Source organism: Vibrio echinoideorum (genome assembly GCF_024347455.1).
GTDB classification, from domain to species: domain Bacteria; phylum Pseudomonadota; class Gammaproteobacteria; order Enterobacterales; family Vibrionaceae; genus Vibrio; species Vibrio echinoideorum.
The window spans coordinates 1,972,227-1,989,802 of the sequence record NZ_AP025484.1 but is presented as its reverse complement, the minus strand read 5'-3'; the positions used below and the strand labels follow the sequence as shown (position 1 = coordinate 1,989,802).

Annotated in this window: 20 protein-coding genes; 15 read left to right on the top strand and 5 right to left on the bottom strand. The window is 45.2% G+C overall.

Translation table 11 applies throughout. The annotated features are described in order from the left end of the window. Positions 1–8: 8 nt before the first annotated feature. The 11 genes from OCV36_RS24775 to OCV36_RS24725 all read left to right on the top strand — a co-directional run bounded on the left by OCV36_RS24775 (position 9) and on the right by OCV36_RS24725 (position 8,039). The gene (locus OCV36_RS24775) at positions 9–440 is read left to right on the top strand and encodes a nuclear transport factor 2 family protein (RefSeq protein ID WP_017075546.1); all 432 of its coding nucleotides are present in this window, start codon (positions 9–11) and stop codon (positions 438–440) included. Then, positions 440–1,171, top strand: a complete 732-nt coding sequence (locus OCV36_RS24770; protein ID WP_017075547.1) for an SDR family NAD(P)-dependent oxidoreductase — start codon at positions 440–442, stop codon at positions 1,169–1,171. The genes OCV36_RS24775 and OCV36_RS24770 overlap by 1 nt, the downstream gene beginning before the upstream one ends. Positions 1,172–1,173: 2 nt before the next feature. After that, positions 1,174–2,445, top strand: coding sequence for an NAD(P)/FAD-dependent oxidoreductase (locus tag OCV36_RS24765; RefSeq protein ID WP_135454003.1), 1,272 nt, complete (start codon positions 1,174–1,176; stop codon positions 2,443–2,445). Beyond that, complete coding sequence (locus tag OCV36_RS24760) at positions 2,442–3,248, top strand: DUF1365 domain-containing protein (RefSeq protein ID WP_135454005.1); 807 nt, start codon at positions 2,442–2,444, stop codon at positions 3,246–3,248. The genes OCV36_RS24765 and OCV36_RS24760 overlap by 4 nt, the downstream gene beginning before the upstream one ends. Before the next feature lie 105 nt (positions 3,249–3,353). Then, on the top strand, positions 3,354–4,634 hold the full coding sequence (locus OCV36_RS24755; RefSeq protein ID WP_135454007.1) for an SAM-dependent methyltransferase: 1,281 nt from the start codon (positions 3,354–3,356) through the stop codon (positions 4,632–4,634). After that, a complete protein-coding gene (locus tag OCV36_RS24750) occupies positions 4,612–5,133 on the top strand; it encodes a DUF2878 domain-containing protein (RefSeq protein ID WP_135454009.1) in 522 nt (173 codons plus the stop codon). Before OCV36_RS24755 ends, OCV36_RS24750 begins: the two co-directional genes overlap by 23 nt. Before the next feature lie 3 nt (positions 5,134–5,136). Next, positions 5,137–5,724 carry a chalcone isomerase family protein gene (locus tag OCV36_RS24745; RefSeq protein WP_135454010.1) on the top strand — a complete coding sequence of 196 codons (588 nt, stop codon included), beginning with the start codon at positions 5,137–5,139 and terminating at the stop codon, positions 5,722–5,724. Then, the gene (locus tag OCV36_RS24740; RefSeq protein WP_135454012.1) at positions 5,721–6,269 is read left to right on the top strand and encodes a DUF3833 domain-containing protein; all 549 of its coding nucleotides are present in this window, start codon (positions 5,721–5,723) and stop codon (positions 6,267–6,269) included. Before OCV36_RS24745 ends, OCV36_RS24740 begins: the two co-directional genes overlap by 4 nt. Before the next feature lie 278 nt (positions 6,270–6,547). Next, positions 6,548–6,811, top strand: a complete 264-nt coding sequence (locus tag OCV36_RS24735; RefSeq protein WP_004732701.1) for a hypothetical protein — start codon at positions 6,548–6,550, stop codon at positions 6,809–6,811. Between the two features lie 201 nt (positions 6,812–7,012). Next, positions 7,013–7,687, top strand: a complete 675-nt coding sequence (locus OCV36_RS24730) for an SDR family NAD(P)-dependent oxidoreductase (protein WP_135454014.1) — start codon at positions 7,013–7,015, stop codon at positions 7,685–7,687. A gap of 112 nt (positions 7,688–7,799) precedes the next feature. After that, positions 7,800–8,039, top strand: coding sequence for an RNA recognition motif domain-containing protein (locus tag OCV36_RS24725; protein ID WP_017084996.1), 240 nt, complete (start codon positions 7,800–7,802; stop codon positions 8,037–8,039). A 148-nt stretch (positions 8,040–8,187) separates the two neighbouring features. Here OCV36_RS24725 and OCV36_RS24720 read toward each other — a convergent pair whose 3' ends face one another. The 4 genes from OCV36_RS24720 to OCV36_RS24705 form a co-directional block, all read right to left on the bottom strand. Continuing rightward, positions 8,188–8,532, bottom strand: a complete 345-nt coding sequence (locus tag OCV36_RS24720; RefSeq protein WP_135454016.1) for a ribosome recycling factor family protein — start codon at positions 8,530–8,532, stop codon at positions 8,188–8,190. Between the two features lie 211 nt (positions 8,533–8,743). Then, complete coding sequence (locus OCV36_RS24715; protein ID WP_135454018.1) at positions 8,744–9,976, bottom strand: MalY/PatB family protein; 1,233 nt, start codon at positions 9,974–9,976, stop codon at positions 8,744–8,746. A 122-nt stretch (positions 9,977–10,098) separates the two neighbouring features. After that, positions 10,099–10,566, bottom strand: a complete 468-nt coding sequence (locus OCV36_RS24710; RefSeq protein ID WP_135454020.1) for an OsmC family protein — start codon at positions 10,564–10,566, stop codon at positions 10,099–10,101. Positions 10,567–10,595: 29 nt separating this feature from the next. Then, positions 10,596–10,988, bottom strand: coding sequence for a GFA family protein (locus OCV36_RS24705; RefSeq protein ID WP_076645047.1), 393 nt, complete (start codon positions 10,986–10,988; stop codon positions 10,596–10,598). Positions 10,989–11,209: 221 nt separating this feature from the next. Between OCV36_RS24705 and OCV36_RS24700 the strand changes: the two genes are divergently transcribed. Both OCV36_RS24700 and OCV36_RS24695 read left to right on the top strand, forming a co-directional pair. Continuing rightward, positions 11,210–12,049, top strand: a complete 840-nt coding sequence (locus tag OCV36_RS24700; RefSeq protein ID WP_009846071.1) for a LysR family transcriptional regulator — start codon at positions 11,210–11,212, stop codon at positions 12,047–12,049. Between the two features lie 238 nt (positions 12,050–12,287). Continuing rightward, positions 12,288–14,315: an alkyl sulfatase dimerization domain-containing protein gene (locus tag OCV36_RS24695; protein WP_237297885.1), complete on the top strand. Its 2,028-nt coding sequence runs from the start codon at positions 12,288–12,290 to the stop codon at positions 14,313–14,315. A 132-nt stretch (positions 14,316–14,447) separates the two neighbouring features. Here OCV36_RS24695 and OCV36_RS24690 read toward each other — a convergent pair whose 3' ends face one another. Continuing rightward, positions 14,448–15,377 (bottom strand): LysR family transcriptional regulator, encoded by a 930-nt coding sequence (locus OCV36_RS24690; RefSeq protein ID WP_135454022.1) that lies wholly within the window; start codon positions 15,375–15,377, stop codon positions 14,448–14,450. A 173-nt stretch (positions 15,378–15,550) separates the two neighbouring features. On the opposite strand from OCV36_RS24690, the gene OCV36_RS24685 reads away from it, so the two are divergent. Next, positions 15,551–16,234 (top strand): SDR family oxidoreductase, encoded by a 684-nt coding sequence (locus OCV36_RS24685; protein ID WP_135454024.1) that lies wholly within the window; start codon positions 15,551–15,553, stop codon positions 16,232–16,234. Positions 16,235–16,317: 83 nt separating this feature from the next. Beyond that, entirely contained in the window at positions 16,318–17,556 is a 1,239-nt protein-coding gene (locus OCV36_RS24680) for an MFS transporter (protein ID WP_102489199.1), read from the top strand. Positions 17,557–17,576: the final 20 nt, after the last annotated feature.

The following is a 17,576-nucleotide window of genomic DNA, read 5'->3' as shown; positions in this document are numbered from 1 at the left end:
TGAAGATTATGGATAACTCTCTCTGGCTTAATAACTTTCTCAACATGTATCAAGAGCTCGGAACCGACAATTTCGACGTGTTAAAAACGGTTTATCACTCTGATATTGAATTCCAAGATCCGCTGCATCACGTCAGCGGCATTGATGCGTTGACTCATTACTTTGAGAACATTTATACCCAAGTGACAAGCTGCAACTTTCATATCGAACACGCCTTCGAGGCGAATAACGAAGCATCGGTTTATTGGACCATGCAGTTTGCTCATAAACAGCTTAACGCTCAAAAGCCTATCGAAGTGCAAGGGCACAGCCACCTTAAAATGCTCGATGATCAAGTGGTCTATCACAGAGACTACCTGGACGTTGGCGCTATGTTGTATGAACACATCCCAGTGTTAGGCTGCGCGATCAAATCCATCAAAAAAAGAGCGAGCCGATAATGCGTATTATGATAACTGGCGCGACCTCTGGTATCGGCCAATCACTCGCTCTAGATTATGCTCAGCAAGGGCATCAAGTGATTGCTTGCGGGCGCAGCCCAGAAAAATTACAGGCGCTCGTTGATTCGCACGAGACAGACTTGTCTCACTCATCAATTACACCACTCTGCTTTGATTTAACTGACTACCACAATTTTCCAGAACTTAACCAAGATGAGCCTCTCGACCTACTGATCTTAAATGCGGGTGATTGTGAGTACATCGACGACCCGGTGAATTTTGATGCTGAGCTTTTCGAGCGCGTTATCAACATTAACCTGATCTCAATTGGCTACGCGCTTAAATCGTGGTTAAAAAATATTAAGCCCGGTGGCCGCTTGGTTTTAGTAAGTTCTAGCGCCAGTTTTTTACCGCTACCCAGAGCGGAAGCTTATGGCGCTTCAAAGGCGGCACTCACGTATTTAGGAAGAACACTCTCGGTTGATCTGGCCGAGCACAATATTCATGTCTCAATTGTGCATCCAGGCTTTGTTGAGACACCACTTACCGAGCGAAACTCTTTCTCTATGCCTATGATTATTAGTAGCGAAGCTGCAACTCAGCGAATCGTAACGGGTATTGCTCAAGGAAAGAGTGAAATCGATTTTCCAAGACGATTCATTATGTTGATGAAGCTACTCAGAATGCTTCCAACTTCAGTTTGGCAAAAACTCGCTTCAAGGATGGTATAACAATGAAGAAAGTCGCCATTATAGGTTCCGGTATTTCTGGGCTGACTTGCGCACACATATTAGATAAGCACCACGACGTAACGGTATTCGAAAAAAATGACTACATCGGGGGTCACACCGCCACGGTTGATATTGAACACCAAGGCACGGCGTTTTCAATCGATACGGGCTTCATCGTTTTCAACGATAGAACCTACCCAAACTTTAACCAACTGCTAGAACAATTGGGTGTCGAAAGGCAACCCACTGAGATGAGTTTTAGTGTCCATAACACGACGACTAAGTTTGAATACAACGGCCACAGCATTAATTCGTTATTCGCTCAAAGGAGTAACATTTTCAAACCTCAGTTCTGGTCTTTAGTCTCCGACATTCTCAAGTTCAACAAGCTGTGCAAAGCTCAGTTCGAAAGTAACGAATTTACGCCCGACGTAACCCTTGGTAATTTCCTGCGCGACAATCAGTTTTCAGACTTTTTCAGTCAGCACTACATCTTGCCAATGGGCGCAGCTATCTGGTCGACAAGTCTAGAAGAGATGGAAGAATTTGAGCTTAAATTCTTCATTCAGTTCTTCTACAACCACGGCCTATTAGATATTGCTAATCGCCCTCAATGGTACGTAGTCCCTAAAGGCTCTCGCTCTTACGTTGAGATCATCCTTTCTCGCCTGAACAAACCTGTCGCGTTAAACACATCGATCAAACAAGTGACTCGCCAAGAAACAGGCGTCACCATCGAATTCGAAGACGGTGGTACACAACACTTCGACGAAGTTATCTTTGCATGCCACTCAAACCAAGCACTACGTTTACTCGGCGATGCGACAGAACAAGAGCAACAAGTGCTTGGCGAAATTCCGTACAGTCGCAATGAAGTGGTTCTGCACACTGATACCCGATTGTTACCAGACAGAAAACTTGCGTGGGCAAGTTGGAACTACATGTTGGATGGAAACAGTCAGAGACCTGCCTGTGTAACTTACAACATGAACATCCTGCAAGGCATCGAAAGCCAGGACACCTTCTGTGTGACCTTGAATCAGAGCGAAGCTATCGACCCAGAAAAAATCATTCGCAGCTTTGTTTATCATCACCCCGTTCTTAACTCGAACACAGTAGAAGCTCAGCACAAGCGTGAGCAAATATGTGGCAAAAATCAGACGCACTTTGCCGGTGCTTATTGGTATAACGGGTTCCATGAAGATGGTGTCCACAGCGCACTCGATGTAACCAAACGCTTCGGTTTAGATTTGAGTACGAGTTCAGCGCTATGAGCAGTCAAACCCTGACATCCGAAATGGAGATCGCATCAGAAAAGAGTGAAGAGCTCAGCGGTATCTATTGGGGTAACGTCAGACATCGCCGCTTTGGCGATATCACACACCAGTTTAGCTACGAGCTTTACATGATGGGGTTAGATCTTGATGAGCTACCCCAAACCACAGCGCGTAGTGCGCTGTTCGGGACTCAATGGTACAACCCTATTCGCTTTGTCGAATCGGATTATCTCGCTGAAAAAAAAGAAAATGTCACCGATAGTGAACCCAAATCACTTAAGCAACGTATAGCATCCAAAGTACAACAACTTGGTGGCGTTTGGTCTGATTCAAACCGTGTGACGATGCTAGCTCAATGCCGTTGTCTAGGTATCTATTTCAGCCCAATTAACTGTTTTTTCTGCTATGACGAAACCGGAGACTGTCGCTTTATGTTGGCTGAAGTGAGTAACACTCCATGGCGCCAACGACATTACTACCTAATCGACATGCACCAAGAATTGAAGGTTAAAAAAGAGTTTCACGTTTCGCCGTTCATGGATTTAGACATGACCTACTTTTGGAAGATTAAGCCACCAGCGAAGCGAACACTCGTCCACATTGAAAGCCGACGAGACGACAAGCTTTTCGATGCGACATTAGCACTGACAAAGCAGTCAGTAACCAAGACGAACATTCGAAAAACGGTATTCAAAATCCCAGCGATGACCATCAAAGTCGTAATGGGCATTTATTATCAGGCTCTCAAATTATTCCTGAAAAAAGTACCGTTTGTGACGCACCCAGACTCAACATCTTAAGCGTCTTCATTACGACTAAACAGAAGGCTTTGGTTAGCTCAATCAGATGAGCATCAGATAATCTTAGTTGGATAAAAATTAGAACCAGTTCTCAGCGAGGTTTACATGGAACAGCTTGCAAAACAAAACAACAATATTGAGCAACAAGCTAAAGCCGTTGCTGTTTCGAGCAACTGTAAATATCGGGCTTTAATATTCAAAGTGCTTGAGCGTCTACAATTTGCGACGCTCGAGATAATTGAGCGAGACCAACATTCGGTGTTCGGTGACCGTGAAGCAGACCTAAAAGGTCAAATCGTCATTCATGATGCCACTTTTTTTAGAGATGTGGTCATCAATGGCAGTATTGGTGCATCTGAGGCCTACATTGACGGCAAATGGACAAGCCCAGATCTCACCAAAGTGATCCAAATCATGGCTCGAAATCAATCTCAACTCGACGAGCTTGACGATAAAACACAATGGATTTCACGAATCAAAAACCTATTATTGCGCCGAAAGAATGCCAACACCGAGCAGGGTTCTAAACGTAATATTCTTGCCCACTACGATATCGGCAATGATTTGTACGAGCGTTTCTTAGACAACTCAATGCAATACTCGTCAGCAATATACAGTGAAGACGCACTAACCCTTTCAGAAGCTCAGCAAAACAAAATGAAGACTATCTGTGAACGGTTAGAGCTGTCTGAATCGGACAGCGTGGTTGAGATAGGTACTGGTTGGGGTGGCTTGGCCATATTCATGGCTCAGCATTACGGCTGCAAAGTGACAACAACCACTATCTCAGATGCTCAACACGCTCTCGCAGAAGAGAGAGTAAAAGCACTCGGCTTAACCGACAAAATTACCCTCCTCAAAGAGGATTATCGAAACCTCTCTGGTGAGTACGACAAGTTGGTCTCTATCGAGATGATAGAAGCGGTCGGACATGAATATCTAGAGACATTCTTTGAAAAGTGCTCCTCATTGTTAAAGCCTTCGGGAAAAATGCTGATTCAAGCGATCACTATTGCCGACAGTCGTTACGATAAATATCGCAAAGGCGTCGACTTTATTCAGAAGTACATCTTCCCTGGCGGCTGTCTCCCTTCGGTTTCAGTGATGACCCAACACCTTGCGACCAGCACAGATCTTGTGGTTCAAGAAATTGATGACATTGGTCTGCACTATGCTCGAACCCTCAACGATTGGAACATCGCGTTCGAAAACAGTTGGGAAGAGCTAGAGTCTTTAGGGTATTCAGAGGAGTTCAAACGCTTGTGGATCTTCTACTTCTGCTATTGTGAAGGTGCATTCTTAGAGCGCGTGATCAGCACTCACCACCTAGTTGCAAGAAAACCTCGTTACTTTGGAGCAAAAGATGAAACGGTTTTGGATTATTAATCTCGTTCTGTTTCAAGCGACCTGGGTTTGCAGCGCATTCTTTACCGCGCAAGCCCCGTTCGTGACACCACTGATTGTAGTGGTTCACTTCCTGCTCTCTCCCACTCGCAGTAGCGACCTGAAAATACTCCTTTTATTACCATTGGGGCTGTTGCTTGATAGCCTCTTACTTCACTTCGGCGTGTTTGCCGTCGACTCTGAAATAGCGAATCAATCGTGGTTTCCAGTGTGGCTCGTTTGCCTGTGGATCATGTTTTTAATCAGTTTTAACCACAGCCTAAATTGGCTTTTAAAATGCTCGAAAGTGATCTTGTTTGTCATAGGGTTCGTAGCAGGTACTAGTAGTTATTGGGGAGGCATTAAAGCTGGAGCGCTTCTCACTACTTGGCCAGACGCATCGGTGTTAGCTGCCCTTGCAATAAGTTGGGGGATTTTGTTGCCCTTACTGGTGGCCGCTTACTCCAACTTAGTACAACCCAAAATGGCAATCACGAGGTGACTTATGGCTTTTCCACACAACCTTACGCAAGCGTTCAAATCTGAGCGCAACGTTAGTCGCGTTCGCACTCAAACAAGCGAGCAATCAAGAAACCGACTATTTAGCTTAGTCACCTTAACCCTCATTTGCGCAGCACTCCTATTTACCGAAAATGCCAAAGCTTCTGCTGTCGATGATTTAAACAAGCGTGGTCAAGGTGAGATGAGTTACTTGTTTTGGACTTTGTATTCTGCAGAGTTCTACACCACTCCATCTAACTCTGAGCGTGCTTTGAAACTTGAGTACTACCGAGCAATTGACAGCAAAGACCTTGTAGACGCAACCAAAGACCAGTGGAGCAAACTTGGTTACTCCAACAACAATATTCAACGTTGGTTGAAGCCTTTGTACGCAATGTGGCCCAGTGTTGAGGAAGGAAGTACCCTCACTATCCGTGTCGCTGAAGACAACGTAAGTCGCTTTTATTTCGATGAGCAACCCATAGGCACCATCCAAGACAAGCAATTTGGTGAAGCCTTTCTAGCGATTTGGTTATCTGAAAACACATCCGAGCCAGGCCTACGCAAACAACTATTAGGTTTGAACAAATGAATCCAAAAACAAAAACAAAAATAATAAAATTCGCGGTAGCCATTTTGTCGCTGACTTGGCTAGCAGGCTGTGGTTCGGCAAGTTTAGATAACCACGTAGACACCACTCCGGAACTTAAGCTTGAAACCTTTTTTAATGGTGAACTGAAGGCCTATGGCATGGTACTCGATCGTTCGGGCGACTTACTGCGCCGCTTTGACGTCAAGCTTATCGCTACTTGGGAAGGGAACAATGGACAAATTAAAGAGTGGTTCTCCTTCGCTGATGGCGAGCGTTCAACCCGAGTTTGGAACTTAATCAAAACAGGCGAAAACACCTACACTGGCACCGCCAATGATGTGGTTGGTACGGCTTATGGTGAAACCCAAGGCTCGGCTTTGTATTGGAAATATGACTTAGAAATCGAAGTAGACGGCAGCACCTATGAAGTGGTGTTAGACGATTGGATGTTCTTAATGGATGACAAACGATTGTTCAACAAAACCGAAATGTCCAAGTTTGGGTTCAAAGCTGGTGAAGTAATCTTATACATTGAGAAAATTTGAATAAACCAATGCTGATTCTTCAAGGCTAATTATTCTTTGTTTCATTAACCTTTCGATTCATTTTACAGGGCGTCTCCACCCCACAAGAAAACTTCAGTCCACAACAAAAAATTGTGGGCTGTTTTTTTTAATCGCTCGAATAGCATATCTGCAAGATTAAGTCTCTGTGCTAAGATGCGCCACCAGCATGCAAATGGGCTAGACTCATACACAACAGTTCCTATTTGTTTCGCTAAGTGTAGATTCCCTACCATGATTAATTGAAAAGGCTTTAAAGCATGAGCAAGTTGACCTCAGCGGAGCGTAAAGCTCGCGACAATGAACGTTTCTCACAACGTGTAAACGACCGCAGAGAAAAAGGCGAAGACGTAGTTGCTTACGCACTGACCAACAAGAAAGCTGTAAAATTCCTGACTAAGTCGGAAAAGAAACGCTTCAATGAAGCGAAAGTCATTCGCCAAGAAGAACAGCGAGTGAAAGATCAAGAAGAGCTCAACAGAATCGAAGACTCGTTCACGACCAAACAGTTCGACGAAGAGTAATCTGATTTTCAAAAGCGCTGGCCCTGTGCCGGCGTTTTTACTTTTTAGTTCTCCTTATTTTCCCCTCCCTAATTACATTACTTTCTCAAACCTCTGTTTTATCGATCTTACTCATGGATCTCTGCATCTTGGTCTTAGATCTCAGCAAACAGATATTCAAAGCCTTACTATCTCGATTCAATTCAACAATCCCGAGTCACCATGATTTTAATCACCGGATCAAGCAGCGGTTTAGGCGCAGCTTTAGCCAAGCAATATGCGAACACATCGAACAGCCATCAGCGCTTAATGATCACTGGCCGCAGCTCCCAACGTTTAGCTGAATTAGCGAAAAGCCTGCCAGCGAATACTGTTAGCCAAGCCTGTGACTTGTGTGATCCACAATCAGTGAGCGAGTTATTGAATGCGTTGCCTGAAACACCAAAGCTAGTGGTTCATAGCGCAGGCAGTGGATACTTCGGTAAAATTGAACAACAAGATCCCGCCGCCATCAGCGGCATGCTGAAAAACAACATAGAGTCTTCCATCTTTTTGATTCGCGAGCTTGTTCAACGCTACAAAGATCAACCCGTGACTATTGCTGTTGTGATGTCGACCGCGGCTCAAGGCGCTAAAGCAGAAGAATCTACTTACTGCGCAGCCAAATGGGCCGTTAAAGGCTTTATCGAATCGGTCAGGTTGGAGCTCAAAGGTCACCCGATGAAGATCGTTGCAGTTTACCCTGGCGGGATGGCAACCGAGTTTTGGGGAACCAGCGGCAAAGCAATGGATACCTCAAGCTTTATGACCGCAAAAGAAGCCGCTCAAATGCTGCAGCAGGCGTTAACCAGTACCGAGCATGGATATGTGTCAGATATCACGATAAACCGCGGTTAACGGCTAATAAGAGCAGCGAACAGGTAAACCGAGCTATTCCGCTAATTATTTGTGAGGGTGAGCACGAAAGTGTGCGACAATGCTCGGCGTAAATTCATATTCAAGGTTTATTATGAAACTTCTAGTTCGTAACCTATCGCGCTCTACTGCAGAGCAAGACATCCGTGTTCTATTTTCTGAGTTCGGCTCAGTAAAAGAGTGCAGCCTAGTTTTAGACCAAGAAACTGGCGAATCTAAAGGCTTTGCATTTGTTGAAATGCCAGAGCACGAAGAAGCGAAAGCGGCACTAAACAAGCTGAACTTGTCAAAGCTTGGCAGCAACACGATTCGTGTAAAAGTGGCTAACTCTTAATCGAGTAAACGCTTTATAAGCCACATGGCTTAGCTTAAGCAGCACAAGCACAGATGATAAAGCCCGTAACGATATTGCGCTGAAAAACGTAATATCGTTACGGGCTTTTTGCTGCTCGCGATTCTCTTTTCACACGATTTGAATACGCCTACAGCCCTTCATGTTCATCAATGGCACGCCTTGCTTCTGCCATTGAACATCTAGATTCCATCACCAGTTGAGCGACGGTCATTGAAGGTGTCGCGGCCAACAGAGATGCCAAACACACCACAGATTTAGGCAGCACTTTGTCGATTGCGATTGCTATCCAACCGTCTTTTTCGTGAGTTAACATCGTTTTAAATTCAGCGAGTTGATGCTCTTGAGCGACCAACAGCCAATTGCGCGAACGACGAACTCGCTTCAACTGGCATCCACATTCTGCAGCATTCGCCATCACTTGGCTTTTATCACTCACACGATGTACAAAACTATTCAGTGGGACGCTAAACATAACTCTCTGCTAACCAATCTATTCCTACCATTCAAGAGATCGCTACCTATCTCTCAGTACTTTCTAACTGTCACTCAATTAAAACCGTACGTAGGATTACACAGACATAAAAAAACCGCCAGTGATGCACTAAGCAGCCTCGCGGTTTTTCGTTCTTTAGAGCCCAATGATCAGCATCAACGGCTAAGCATTTTCAATTCAACATGGATAATCAGCAGCAGCTTTGTGAATTGCCGCTATCACAGCAGTTTGAACTCTCCTGACTTCCTCGCTCAAAACCCTCAATTGCATCCGCCAACGCAGTAAATGATTGCTCGATATTATCGCGTGACGTCGCGATGTTCATTCGCATGAAGTTAGGGCTTTGCGCACCAAACCAACCACCTGGGGTTAAGCCCATTTTAGCTTGTTCAAACACCACATTTTTTAACTCTTCTTCCGAAAAATCCAAGCCTGAGAAATCAAACCACACTTGGTAAGTGCCTTGCGGCTGGAAGACTTTTAACTGAGGAATGCGCTGCTCCGCAAACTCAGTGATCCATTTCACCGTGTCTTGCAGATACACCAACATGCCATCTAGCCACTCTCCACCTTTCTCAAAGGCCGCCACGGTTGCAAACGTACTGAACGCATTACCATGATCAAGATACATCGCCACCACATTGGTTTTGAACGCTTCAAATAACTCATGATTGTTGGTGTACACATAGCCATTTGAGATGCTGTGCATGCCGAAGGTTTTCGCCGGAGAGCCAATCAAGGCAATGACCTTGTCGTAATCAAAGCTGGTTAAGCTCGTAAAAGAATGACCTTCAAAAATAATGTCGGAATGGACTTCATCACTGATGATAAGCACATCGTGGCGCTTAGCTATTTCGATGACTTGTTCAATCTCTTGAGGTGTCCACACTCGCCCAGTCGGGTTATGCGGATTACAGAAAATCATCGTCTTCACTTGCTGTTCGATGATCTGTTGCTCCATACCAGCAAAATCAATCTGATAACTCTGTCCGTCATTAATCAACGGGCTATTCACGACCTGACGACCTGCTTTATTCACCAAATTAGCGAACTGATGGTAAGCCGGTGTATGGATAAGTACTCCATCCCCCTCATTAGTAAACTGGCGAAGTAACAACGCGATGCCTGGTGACACTCCCGGAACCTGTACGAACTTATCAGCAGAAAGGCTTAAACCATGACGCTTTGAATACCATTGAGATAGCGCCTCAAACACCGCCTGTTCATTGAACTCATACGAATACACTCCACGCTCAACCAATCGGTTAAGCTCTTGAGTGATCGGTTCGGCTACCTGAAAGTCCATGTCGGCAATCCAGTAAGGAAATACATCGACAGTGTTGTAAATGCTCTCTAGCATCTCTGGTTTGCTTTTGATAAACGCATGTTCACCGTAATTCGATGCACTGTTAAACGCTGTCATGGAGGGTTCCTCAAATAGTGTGCTTGGTTCTTTTGCAATCAACTGGATTGCCTGAATACCCTTAAGACGATAGCGAGATAAAAAGGACGAAGTTTTTAAAGAAATCTTGTGATTAATTAAGATTAATCTCGCATCTCGACCACAATTTCAGTCTTGACCGAGTTCGCGATAAAGCAGTTTTTGTGCGCCAAATGATGCAGTTTTTCGAGTTGTTTGGCAGTTGGTTGTTTAGTACCTAAAAAAACAATCTCAGGTCGCAGAGTCACCTTAGTGACCGATGAGCGGCCTGATTCATCTTCCTCAAGCACACCAATCGCATCATCCACATAAGACTCGATCACGTACTTCTGCTTCGCGGCGATTCCCAGAAAAGTCAGCATATGACAGCTAGAGAGTGCCGCGATAAACGCTTCTTCTGGGTCGACATTCGCTTCCACCGAAAACGGCAGTGGCACAACATGAGGAGAAGATGAAGCTGGCACAGTGATACCACCATCGAACTCCCACGTATGACCACGACTGTATTGGTTGTCACTAAAGGTTTCATCTTCCGCTTTTTGCCAGCGAATGACCGCTCCATATTCAGACATAATTAATTCCTTTTATATTGTGTAACGACTTAGCGATCAGCAGGGTGATTAACGCCATCATTAGTCACCACATCACCAATATCAAAAGGGTTTACTCCTTCCAAACAGCCGATGTTAAAACCGTATTCATTTGGGCTAGAACGGCGTTGATGATGGGTATAGATACCGCAGTTTGAGCAGAAGTAGTGCTTCGCGGTGTTGGTATTGAATTGATAAAGCTTGAGATGCTCAGCACCTTTGAGGATCTTGATACCATCCAGCGCCAAAGAGCCTACAATCGCCCCTCTACGACGACAGATAGAACAATCACAACGGCGTGGTTTTTCTATCCCGTTAGGTAAGCTAAGCTCTAATTCAACCGCACCGCAATGGCAGGTTGCCTTGTGAAAAGGTTTGATAACCGTATCTCCGACCTGTTTCATGAGCACTCCTTGTTCTAGTTACTGGTTGCTGGTTACTTTTCACCCATCATATCCTGATTTGTTATTTTGGTAAAAAAATGTGTTTTCCAACAAATATATAGCGCATGTTTTCAACACATAATTTAAGCTAAATCTCGGCACCACTGACCCTACCATCATCGACACAACGATCACTGAGTCGTGTTCAAACTATTTAATCTCTTTCTACAGGGTACACCTATATGAATCTCAATCTGATTAAACACTTTCTCGCAGCCTATGACTTCAAGAGTATTTCTAAGGCAGCAGAACATATGAATATGACTCAGCCATCAATGACCGCCGCGATAAAAAACTTTGAAGAGCAGAGCGGAAAGATCATGTTTTATCGCACCAGTCGTTCAATTCAGCCGACAGAAGATGCGCATTATCTTGCTGAGCAATGCCGAGAAATATTAGGTCGGCTCGACTCAGTATTTGAAGAAGAGAGAAAGCTAAAAATCTGCTGCCCAGAAGTGATCATGCAAGCACTCCCTGGCTATGAAGGCGTCTACTTTGTTGAAACTCCCGCCATCGAATACAGCATTTTGGACAAACTAAGAACCGGAGAGGTGGATATTGTTGTCGACGACATCTCTGTTACTGATCACTCCTTTATTGTCGAATCGATCGGCTCCCAAAAGCTCGCACTTGCGTGTCGTAAAGACCACCCAACGATTGGCGATACCATCTCCCTTGAGCAGTTCAAAAACGCCGAGCACATCATGCTGCGCCTAAAAGACAAAAATGTAAGCGCACTAGAAACCCGAACTGAAGAAGCATTTGAGCGTAACGTGGTTCGAGAAGTTTCCGGTCAATCGAATCTACTGCTGAACGCTCGTAACTCTGACGCGGTGTGCATTGTCAGTGAGTCCATGTTTAATTTAGCAGAAGAGCTAGGGCTAAAAGTCCTCGAACCGCCATTTGCGTTGCGTAACTACGAAATGAAAATGATTTATCACAAACGCAGTATTCAAGATCAGCGACATGCTCAAGTTCGAGAACACATCAAAAAGCATCTAACGCCACCTTCCAAGAAATAAACAAAAACTATGCAAGTAATGATAAGCCGTAATGTAAATACAAAATAGACCAAATTACATAGATAAAATCTATGTGTTTTATAGTTACTACCCAATGGTTCGCCGCTTAAAAACTGCCTAAGATATCGTCATCAACGAGGCCTATTACACACCCTCGTATCCTTCAACTTTTGAAGAACGACGAAACAGGATGGATTCTGAGTCTGATTCATACGAAATACAGAACCAGGGTAACACTATGAAAAAAACCATTATTGCTCTCTCAATCTTAGCGTCTTGCAATGTGATGGCTCACTCTCATCACGCATCAGAGCGTTTAACTCACGGCGACCATGACCACTCATTCGATATGAGCGAGTACGATGTTGTGCTTTCTAATAACTATGACCCGTTTGCTAATGGCATTGAGTTTCTCTCTCCAACCATGTCTGCTGAGCAGCAAAGTTACTTCCCTTTATCTGAAAATGCCTCGACAAAACTAGCGGGGTCATTCCCAGAAATAATCTGGCGAGGTGAACCTCTATTCACGCCGGAATACAACAAAGAAAACATGGAAAAGGCGCTGCAAGAAGGCAAAATTCATCCAGAGTTAGCAGCGATGGAAGAAGCAATGACCAACCCTGTGATCTTTAAGCTATCAGACCGCATGTACAACGCATTTGGCTTTGAGGGAGCTTCGATCACCTTCCTTCAGGGTGACAAAGGACTGATCATTATCGACGCTGGTTCAACGGCTGAAACCGGTGAAGCCATGCTGTCGGCTTACCGTGACGCAACTGGAGACGAGCGTGAGGTTCATACGATTTTCTATACTCACCACCACCCAGATCAATGGGCAGGAACCGAAGGGCTAGCAACGCGTGAAGACTTCGAATCTGGCAAAATTAATGTCATCGCTCATGTTGATTTCCAGAAGAAAATGAACGAAGAGTCTGGCATTTATCTTAATCAACAGTCGATTCGAACCGCGTATGCATTTGGTGCCTTTATCCCTCATAACAATGACTACGATAAAGGGGTAAACCAAGGTGTTGGCTACCCAGCAGACATCGTGATGCAATCACAAAACAAATCCTTCTTCGCGCCAAATATCTTAGTCGACGATCTGATGATCATGAAGGTAGATGGCCTTACATTGGAGTTTTTCCACACCCCAGGAGAAGCGCCAGATGGTGTTGCACTCTATGTACATGAAACGGGAGACATGGTCGGTGGCGATACCATTCAAGGTGAAACCATTCCAAACCTCTACACCATTCGTGGTACCGAGTACCGTGACGGCCTTGAATGGGCAGACTCTATAGACCGTATGCGCCGCTATCAGCCAAAAACGCTTTCCCTACACCACGGCCGTTCTGCAGTAAGCCAAGAGCGTGTTGAAGATGTTATGAAAGCCTACGCGGATTCACTGCGCTACATGCAAGATCAAACGGTTCGCCATATCAACAAAGGCTATACCATGCATGAGCTTTCGGACAGTATCCGTCTGCCTGAAGAACTCAAAGATCACGACTACCTTCGCCCGTTGCGTGGCTCAGAATATCAAAATGTTGCCAATATCTATGCGGGTAATGTTGGTTGGTTCAATGGTGATGCCAGTGAGCTTGCGAAGCCTGCACACAAAGACATGGCGCAACTTTACGTTGATATGATGGGTGGCTCAGACGCCATTAGAAAGGCTGCGGATCGCATGATCGAAAAACAACAGTACGGTGAAGCGATGCAGATCCTAACGCATGTTATCCGAGTCGATCACAACGATATGTATGCTCGTGGACAAAAAGCCGTTGCGCTAGAGCGTTGGGGTTGGGAACAATCGACCCCGGGTTGGCGTCACTGGGCACTCACAGGTGCAGCAGAGCTTCGCGGAGAACTAGATGGCGTGCTCGATACAATGAACTTTTTTGGCGATGCCAGCAAGTTCGTTGAGGCACCAACCGATGACGTGATGTCACTGATTCCAACTCGCCTAATAGCCGAGCAATTGAACACCAACGAGACGCACGTCATCAACCTTGTTGTGGATGGAAGCCCATACCTTGTCAACGTGTCTAACCGCACAATGGCTGTCGACAATGGTTTTAGCTCTGAGAGCGCCGATCTCACCGTCGATATGTCAAAACAAGACCTTGTTCACTTGTTCTTAGTCAAAGACATCAATGTTGAAGAATCAACAGCGAAAGCAACCAAGGGCGATATCAAGCAACTTCAACGTTTGGTTGATGTGATTGATACCTTCTCTCCGTTCTACCTACACCTTCGTTAACCCCAATAAATAACCCGTGCCTCATTCATTTGAGGCACGATAAGAGGTGCCCATGATAGACAAAGATACTTTTATCCCAAGGGCGTTAGCGGTTGCCATCGTTGTATTTCTTTTACTTGTTTAACTCGGAAATTAACGACTCGAGCTGACGTAATCGCCAAAGCGCTCAAACAGAAAATCCAAAAACAGTCGGATACGCTTCGGCTGATATTTCTTGCTGATGTACACCACATTCAAGTCGGCGCTCGACACCGACATCGCGGTATTGAAGTTTTTCATGTAGCCATTAAGCAGAGTCACAAGACGTTGGTTATTGATGTCGTCTTGCACATCCAGCACCGATTTAAGCGCAATGCCCTCACCTTTTAATGCCCAGTACCGAATCACTTCGCCATCGTCTGAAAATCGCTTCGGCACAACCGTCACCGACTTCTTCATATCATTATCTTGGAAGTGCCATGTCTTGAGCTCTTCATTGCTACGCAGCATGGCTAAACAGTCGTGTTCGACCAAATCTTGTGGTGTTAACGGTGTTCCATGTTTAGCAAGATATTCAGGAGAAGCGCACAACACACGTCGGCTTGGTGATAAGCGTCTGGATATCAAACTGCTGTCGACCAGTTCACCATAACGAATCACGATATCCATGCCAGATTCAGCAATGTTCGAGAGGTTATCGTTCAAATACAGGTAAGGAATAACGTCCGGATACTGCTGGCAAAACTCCGAAAGAATAGGAAGAATGTACTGTTTTCCGATGTCTTTCGGCGCGGCGATTTTTAGCGAGCCTTTGACTTCTTTTACACCATTTTGAATCAGGTTTTCGGCCTCACTGACGTTGTCTAAAATCTCCAAACATGCCTTGTGATACAGCTCTCCAGAGTCGGTCAAAGACACATGACGCGTGCTTCGATTCAACAACTTCACACCATATCGTTCTTCAAGCGCCTGCAGCCTTGCTGTCATGGTCGCAGGAGAAAGCCCTAACTCTCGCCCAGCCGCCGCTAACCCTTGATGCTTAACAATGCTCACGAACATCGCCATATCTGAAAACTTATCCATACGATTCTCGCTTCCACCTCTTCGTCTTACTTCTCGATCTTAATGCTCGATTTGAATACTCAGTCACACTATTCAGATTAACCGAATAATGAATTTATATTTTAACCAATTATCAAATTTAGTCGAATAAATATAATGGCAAACATCAACAGAACAACGCAGGAATTCAGAGCATGACTAACGAATCGACTAAACAAGAGAAACACACTTTCGTCATCATTGGTGGCACATCAGGTATCGGCAAAGCACTAGCGATGCAACTAAGAAACGAGAACAACACGGTACATATTGCCAGCCGACACACAGGCGTTGATATCACCGATGAAAAGTCGATTTGTGAATACTTCGAATCGATTGGCGTGTTTGACCACTTAGTCGTAACGGCTGGCTCATCCGCTCCCGCAGGAAAAGTAACAGACGTAGCAACCGCAGACGCTAAGACAGCTTTTGACACTAAGTTTTGGGGAAGCTTAAACGTAGCCAAACATGCCGCTCGTTACATGACACCAAATGGGTCTATCACGTTCACAACTGGCATGTTGTCACGCAAGGTTGTGGCAGGCACTTACGTAAAAACCGCCATCAACGCCGCACTAGAAAGCGTAACCAAAATACTGGCGAAAGAGCTATCACCCATTCGAGTCAATGCCGTTAGCCCGGGTTTAACCATGACGGAAGCCTACAAAAACATGGACGATTCCGCTCGTGAAAGCATGTACGACAACGCCAAAAACAACCTACCCGCAGGCAAGGTTGGCGAGCCTTCAGAGATAGCCATGGGTTACCTGTTCGCAATTAATAACCCATACGTCACAGGGTCAATCATCGATATCGATGGCGGCGCTCTACTCGGCTAACACTCCGCAAAGAAGCAAAGAACAATCGTTAGGGCGTGTATCTAAACGTCCTAACAAACAAGAATTTACATAGGTAGATCATCATGAAACAAGAAACAGTCCACCAAGAAACTATCCATAAAGAAACTACCCATAAAGAAAAGATTCCATTCCAAGTTTGGATACTGACACTCGCTGCATTTGCAATCGGCACGGCTGAGTTTGTTATCGCAGGCATTCTTCCACAGATCGCCACATCACTTTCAATCACAGAAGGCCAAGCTGGCTACCTTATCAGTGCTTACGCGTTGGCTATCGTTATCGGCGGCCCGATCTTAACCATCTACCTTGCACGTTTTAACAAGAAGATGGTGCTGATTGGCTTAATGGCACTGTTCATCATCGGTAATGTCTTATCAGCCCTTGCTCCTAGCTACCCACTTCTACTTGCCAGCCGTGTTATCGCAGGCTTAGTGCAAGGCCCTTTTTATGGTATCGGTGCGGTTGTTGCAACCAACTTAGTGTCTGAAAAAATGGCAGGTCGTGCTGTTGGCCAGATGTTCGCAGGCTTAACACTCGCTAACGTTCTTGGCGTTCCAGCTGGTACATGGGTCAGCTTGCAATTCGGTTGGCACACCACTTTCTTTACCGTGGCAGCACTTGGCACTATCGCGATGCTTGCCATTCTGACTTCGATTAAATCGACAGGTCACAGTGAAGCGAAAGACATCAAAACTCAGCTGTTAGCGTTCAAAAATCCAATGTTGCTGATCAGCTTAGCAATCACCGCTTTTGCTTGGTCTGGCTTCATGACGCTTTACGGCTACCTTGCGCCAATCGCCATGCACATCACGGGTTACAGTCAAGAATCAGTGACTTGGATCTTAGTGATAGTGGGTGTTGGCTTAATCATCGGTAACACCTTGGGCGGACGCTCTTCAGATAAAAACCTAGGCAAAGCTTCAATGTTTTGGGCAGTCGCAATGATCGTTTCATTGGTTGTGGTTGGCCTTGTGGTAGACAACAAAATCCTCTTCGTTGCAGCCGCATTTGTCTTTGGTATTGCATCATTTGCGAACGTCCCTGCCATGCAACTTCGAGTAATGAACCACGGTGGCGAAGGGCAAGAGCTAGCAGCAACTGCGAATATCTCAGCGTTTAACCTAGCCAATGCCTTTGGTGGATTCCTTGGCGGCATGGTACTCGACAGCCAACTAGGCGCAGGTATGATTCCGTTCGCAGCCGTTGTGGTTCCTATCGTCGGCTTGTTCTTAATCGCTAAAGCTAACCGAAACGAGAAACCACAAAGCAACTCAATATTTGCACCAACAGAAGCTAAATAATTTAAGAACTCCGTAACTTC

Coding starts and splice junctions, on each gene's coding strand:
- OCV36_RS24775 (WP_017075546.1), top strand. CDS start 9: ATGGATAACTCTCTCTGGCTTAATAACTTTCTCAACATGTATCAAGAG.
- OCV36_RS24770 (WP_017075547.1), top strand. CDS start 440: ATGCGTATTATGATAACTGGCGCGACCTCTGGTATCGGCCAATCACTC.
- OCV36_RS24765 (WP_135454003.1), top strand. CDS start 1,174: ATGAAGAAAGTCGCCATTATAGGTTCCGGTATTTCTGGGCTGACTTGC.
- OCV36_RS24760 (WP_135454005.1), top strand. CDS start 2,442: ATGAGCAGTCAAACCCTGACATCCGAAATGGAGATCGCATCAGAAAAG.
- OCV36_RS24755 (WP_135454007.1), top strand. CDS start 3,354: ATGGAACAGCTTGCAAAACAAAACAACAATATTGAGCAACAAGCTAAA.
- OCV36_RS24750 (WP_135454009.1), top strand. CDS start 4,612: ATGAAACGGTTTTGGATTATTAATCTCGTTCTGTTTCAAGCGACCTGG.
- OCV36_RS24745 (WP_135454010.1), top strand. CDS start 5,137: ATGGCTTTTCCACACAACCTTACGCAAGCGTTCAAATCTGAGCGCAAC.
- OCV36_RS24740 (WP_135454012.1), top strand. CDS start 5,721: ATGAATCCAAAAACAAAAACAAAAATAATAAAATTCGCGGTAGCCATT.
- OCV36_RS24735 (WP_004732701.1), top strand. CDS start 6,548: ATGAGCAAGTTGACCTCAGCGGAGCGTAAAGCTCGCGACAATGAACGT.
- OCV36_RS24730 (WP_135454014.1), top strand. CDS start 7,013: ATGATTTTAATCACCGGATCAAGCAGCGGTTTAGGCGCAGCTTTAGCC.
- OCV36_RS24725 (WP_017084996.1), top strand. CDS start 7,800: ATGAAACTTCTAGTTCGTAACCTATCGCGCTCTACTGCAGAGCAAGAC.
- OCV36_RS24720 (WP_135454016.1), bottom strand. CDS start 8,532: ATGTTTAGCGTCCCACTGAATAGTTTTGTACATCGTGTGAGTGATAAA.
- OCV36_RS24715 (WP_135454018.1), bottom strand. CDS start 9,976: ATGACAGCGTTTAACAGTGCATCGAATTACGGTGAACATGCGTTTATC.
- OCV36_RS24710 (WP_135454020.1), bottom strand. CDS start 10,566: ATGTCTGAATATGGAGCGGTCATTCGCTGGCAAAAAGCGGAAGATGAA.
- OCV36_RS24705 (WP_076645047.1), bottom strand. CDS start 10,988: ATGAAACAGGTCGGAGATACGGTTATCAAACCTTTTCACAAGGCAACC.
- OCV36_RS24700 (WP_009846071.1), top strand. CDS start 11,210: ATGAATCTCAATCTGATTAAACACTTTCTCGCAGCCTATGACTTCAAG.
- OCV36_RS24695 (WP_237297885.1), top strand. CDS start 12,288: ATGAAAAAAACCATTATTGCTCTCTCAATCTTAGCGTCTTGCAATGTG.
- OCV36_RS24690 (WP_135454022.1), bottom strand. CDS start 15,377: ATGGATAAGTTTTCAGATATGGCGATGTTCGTGAGCATTGTTAAGCAT.
- OCV36_RS24685 (WP_135454024.1), top strand. CDS start 15,551: ATGACTAACGAATCGACTAAACAAGAGAAACACACTTTCGTCATCATT.
- OCV36_RS24680 (WP_102489199.1), top strand. CDS start 16,318: ATGAAACAAGAAACAGTCCACCAAGAAACTATCCATAAAGAAACTACC.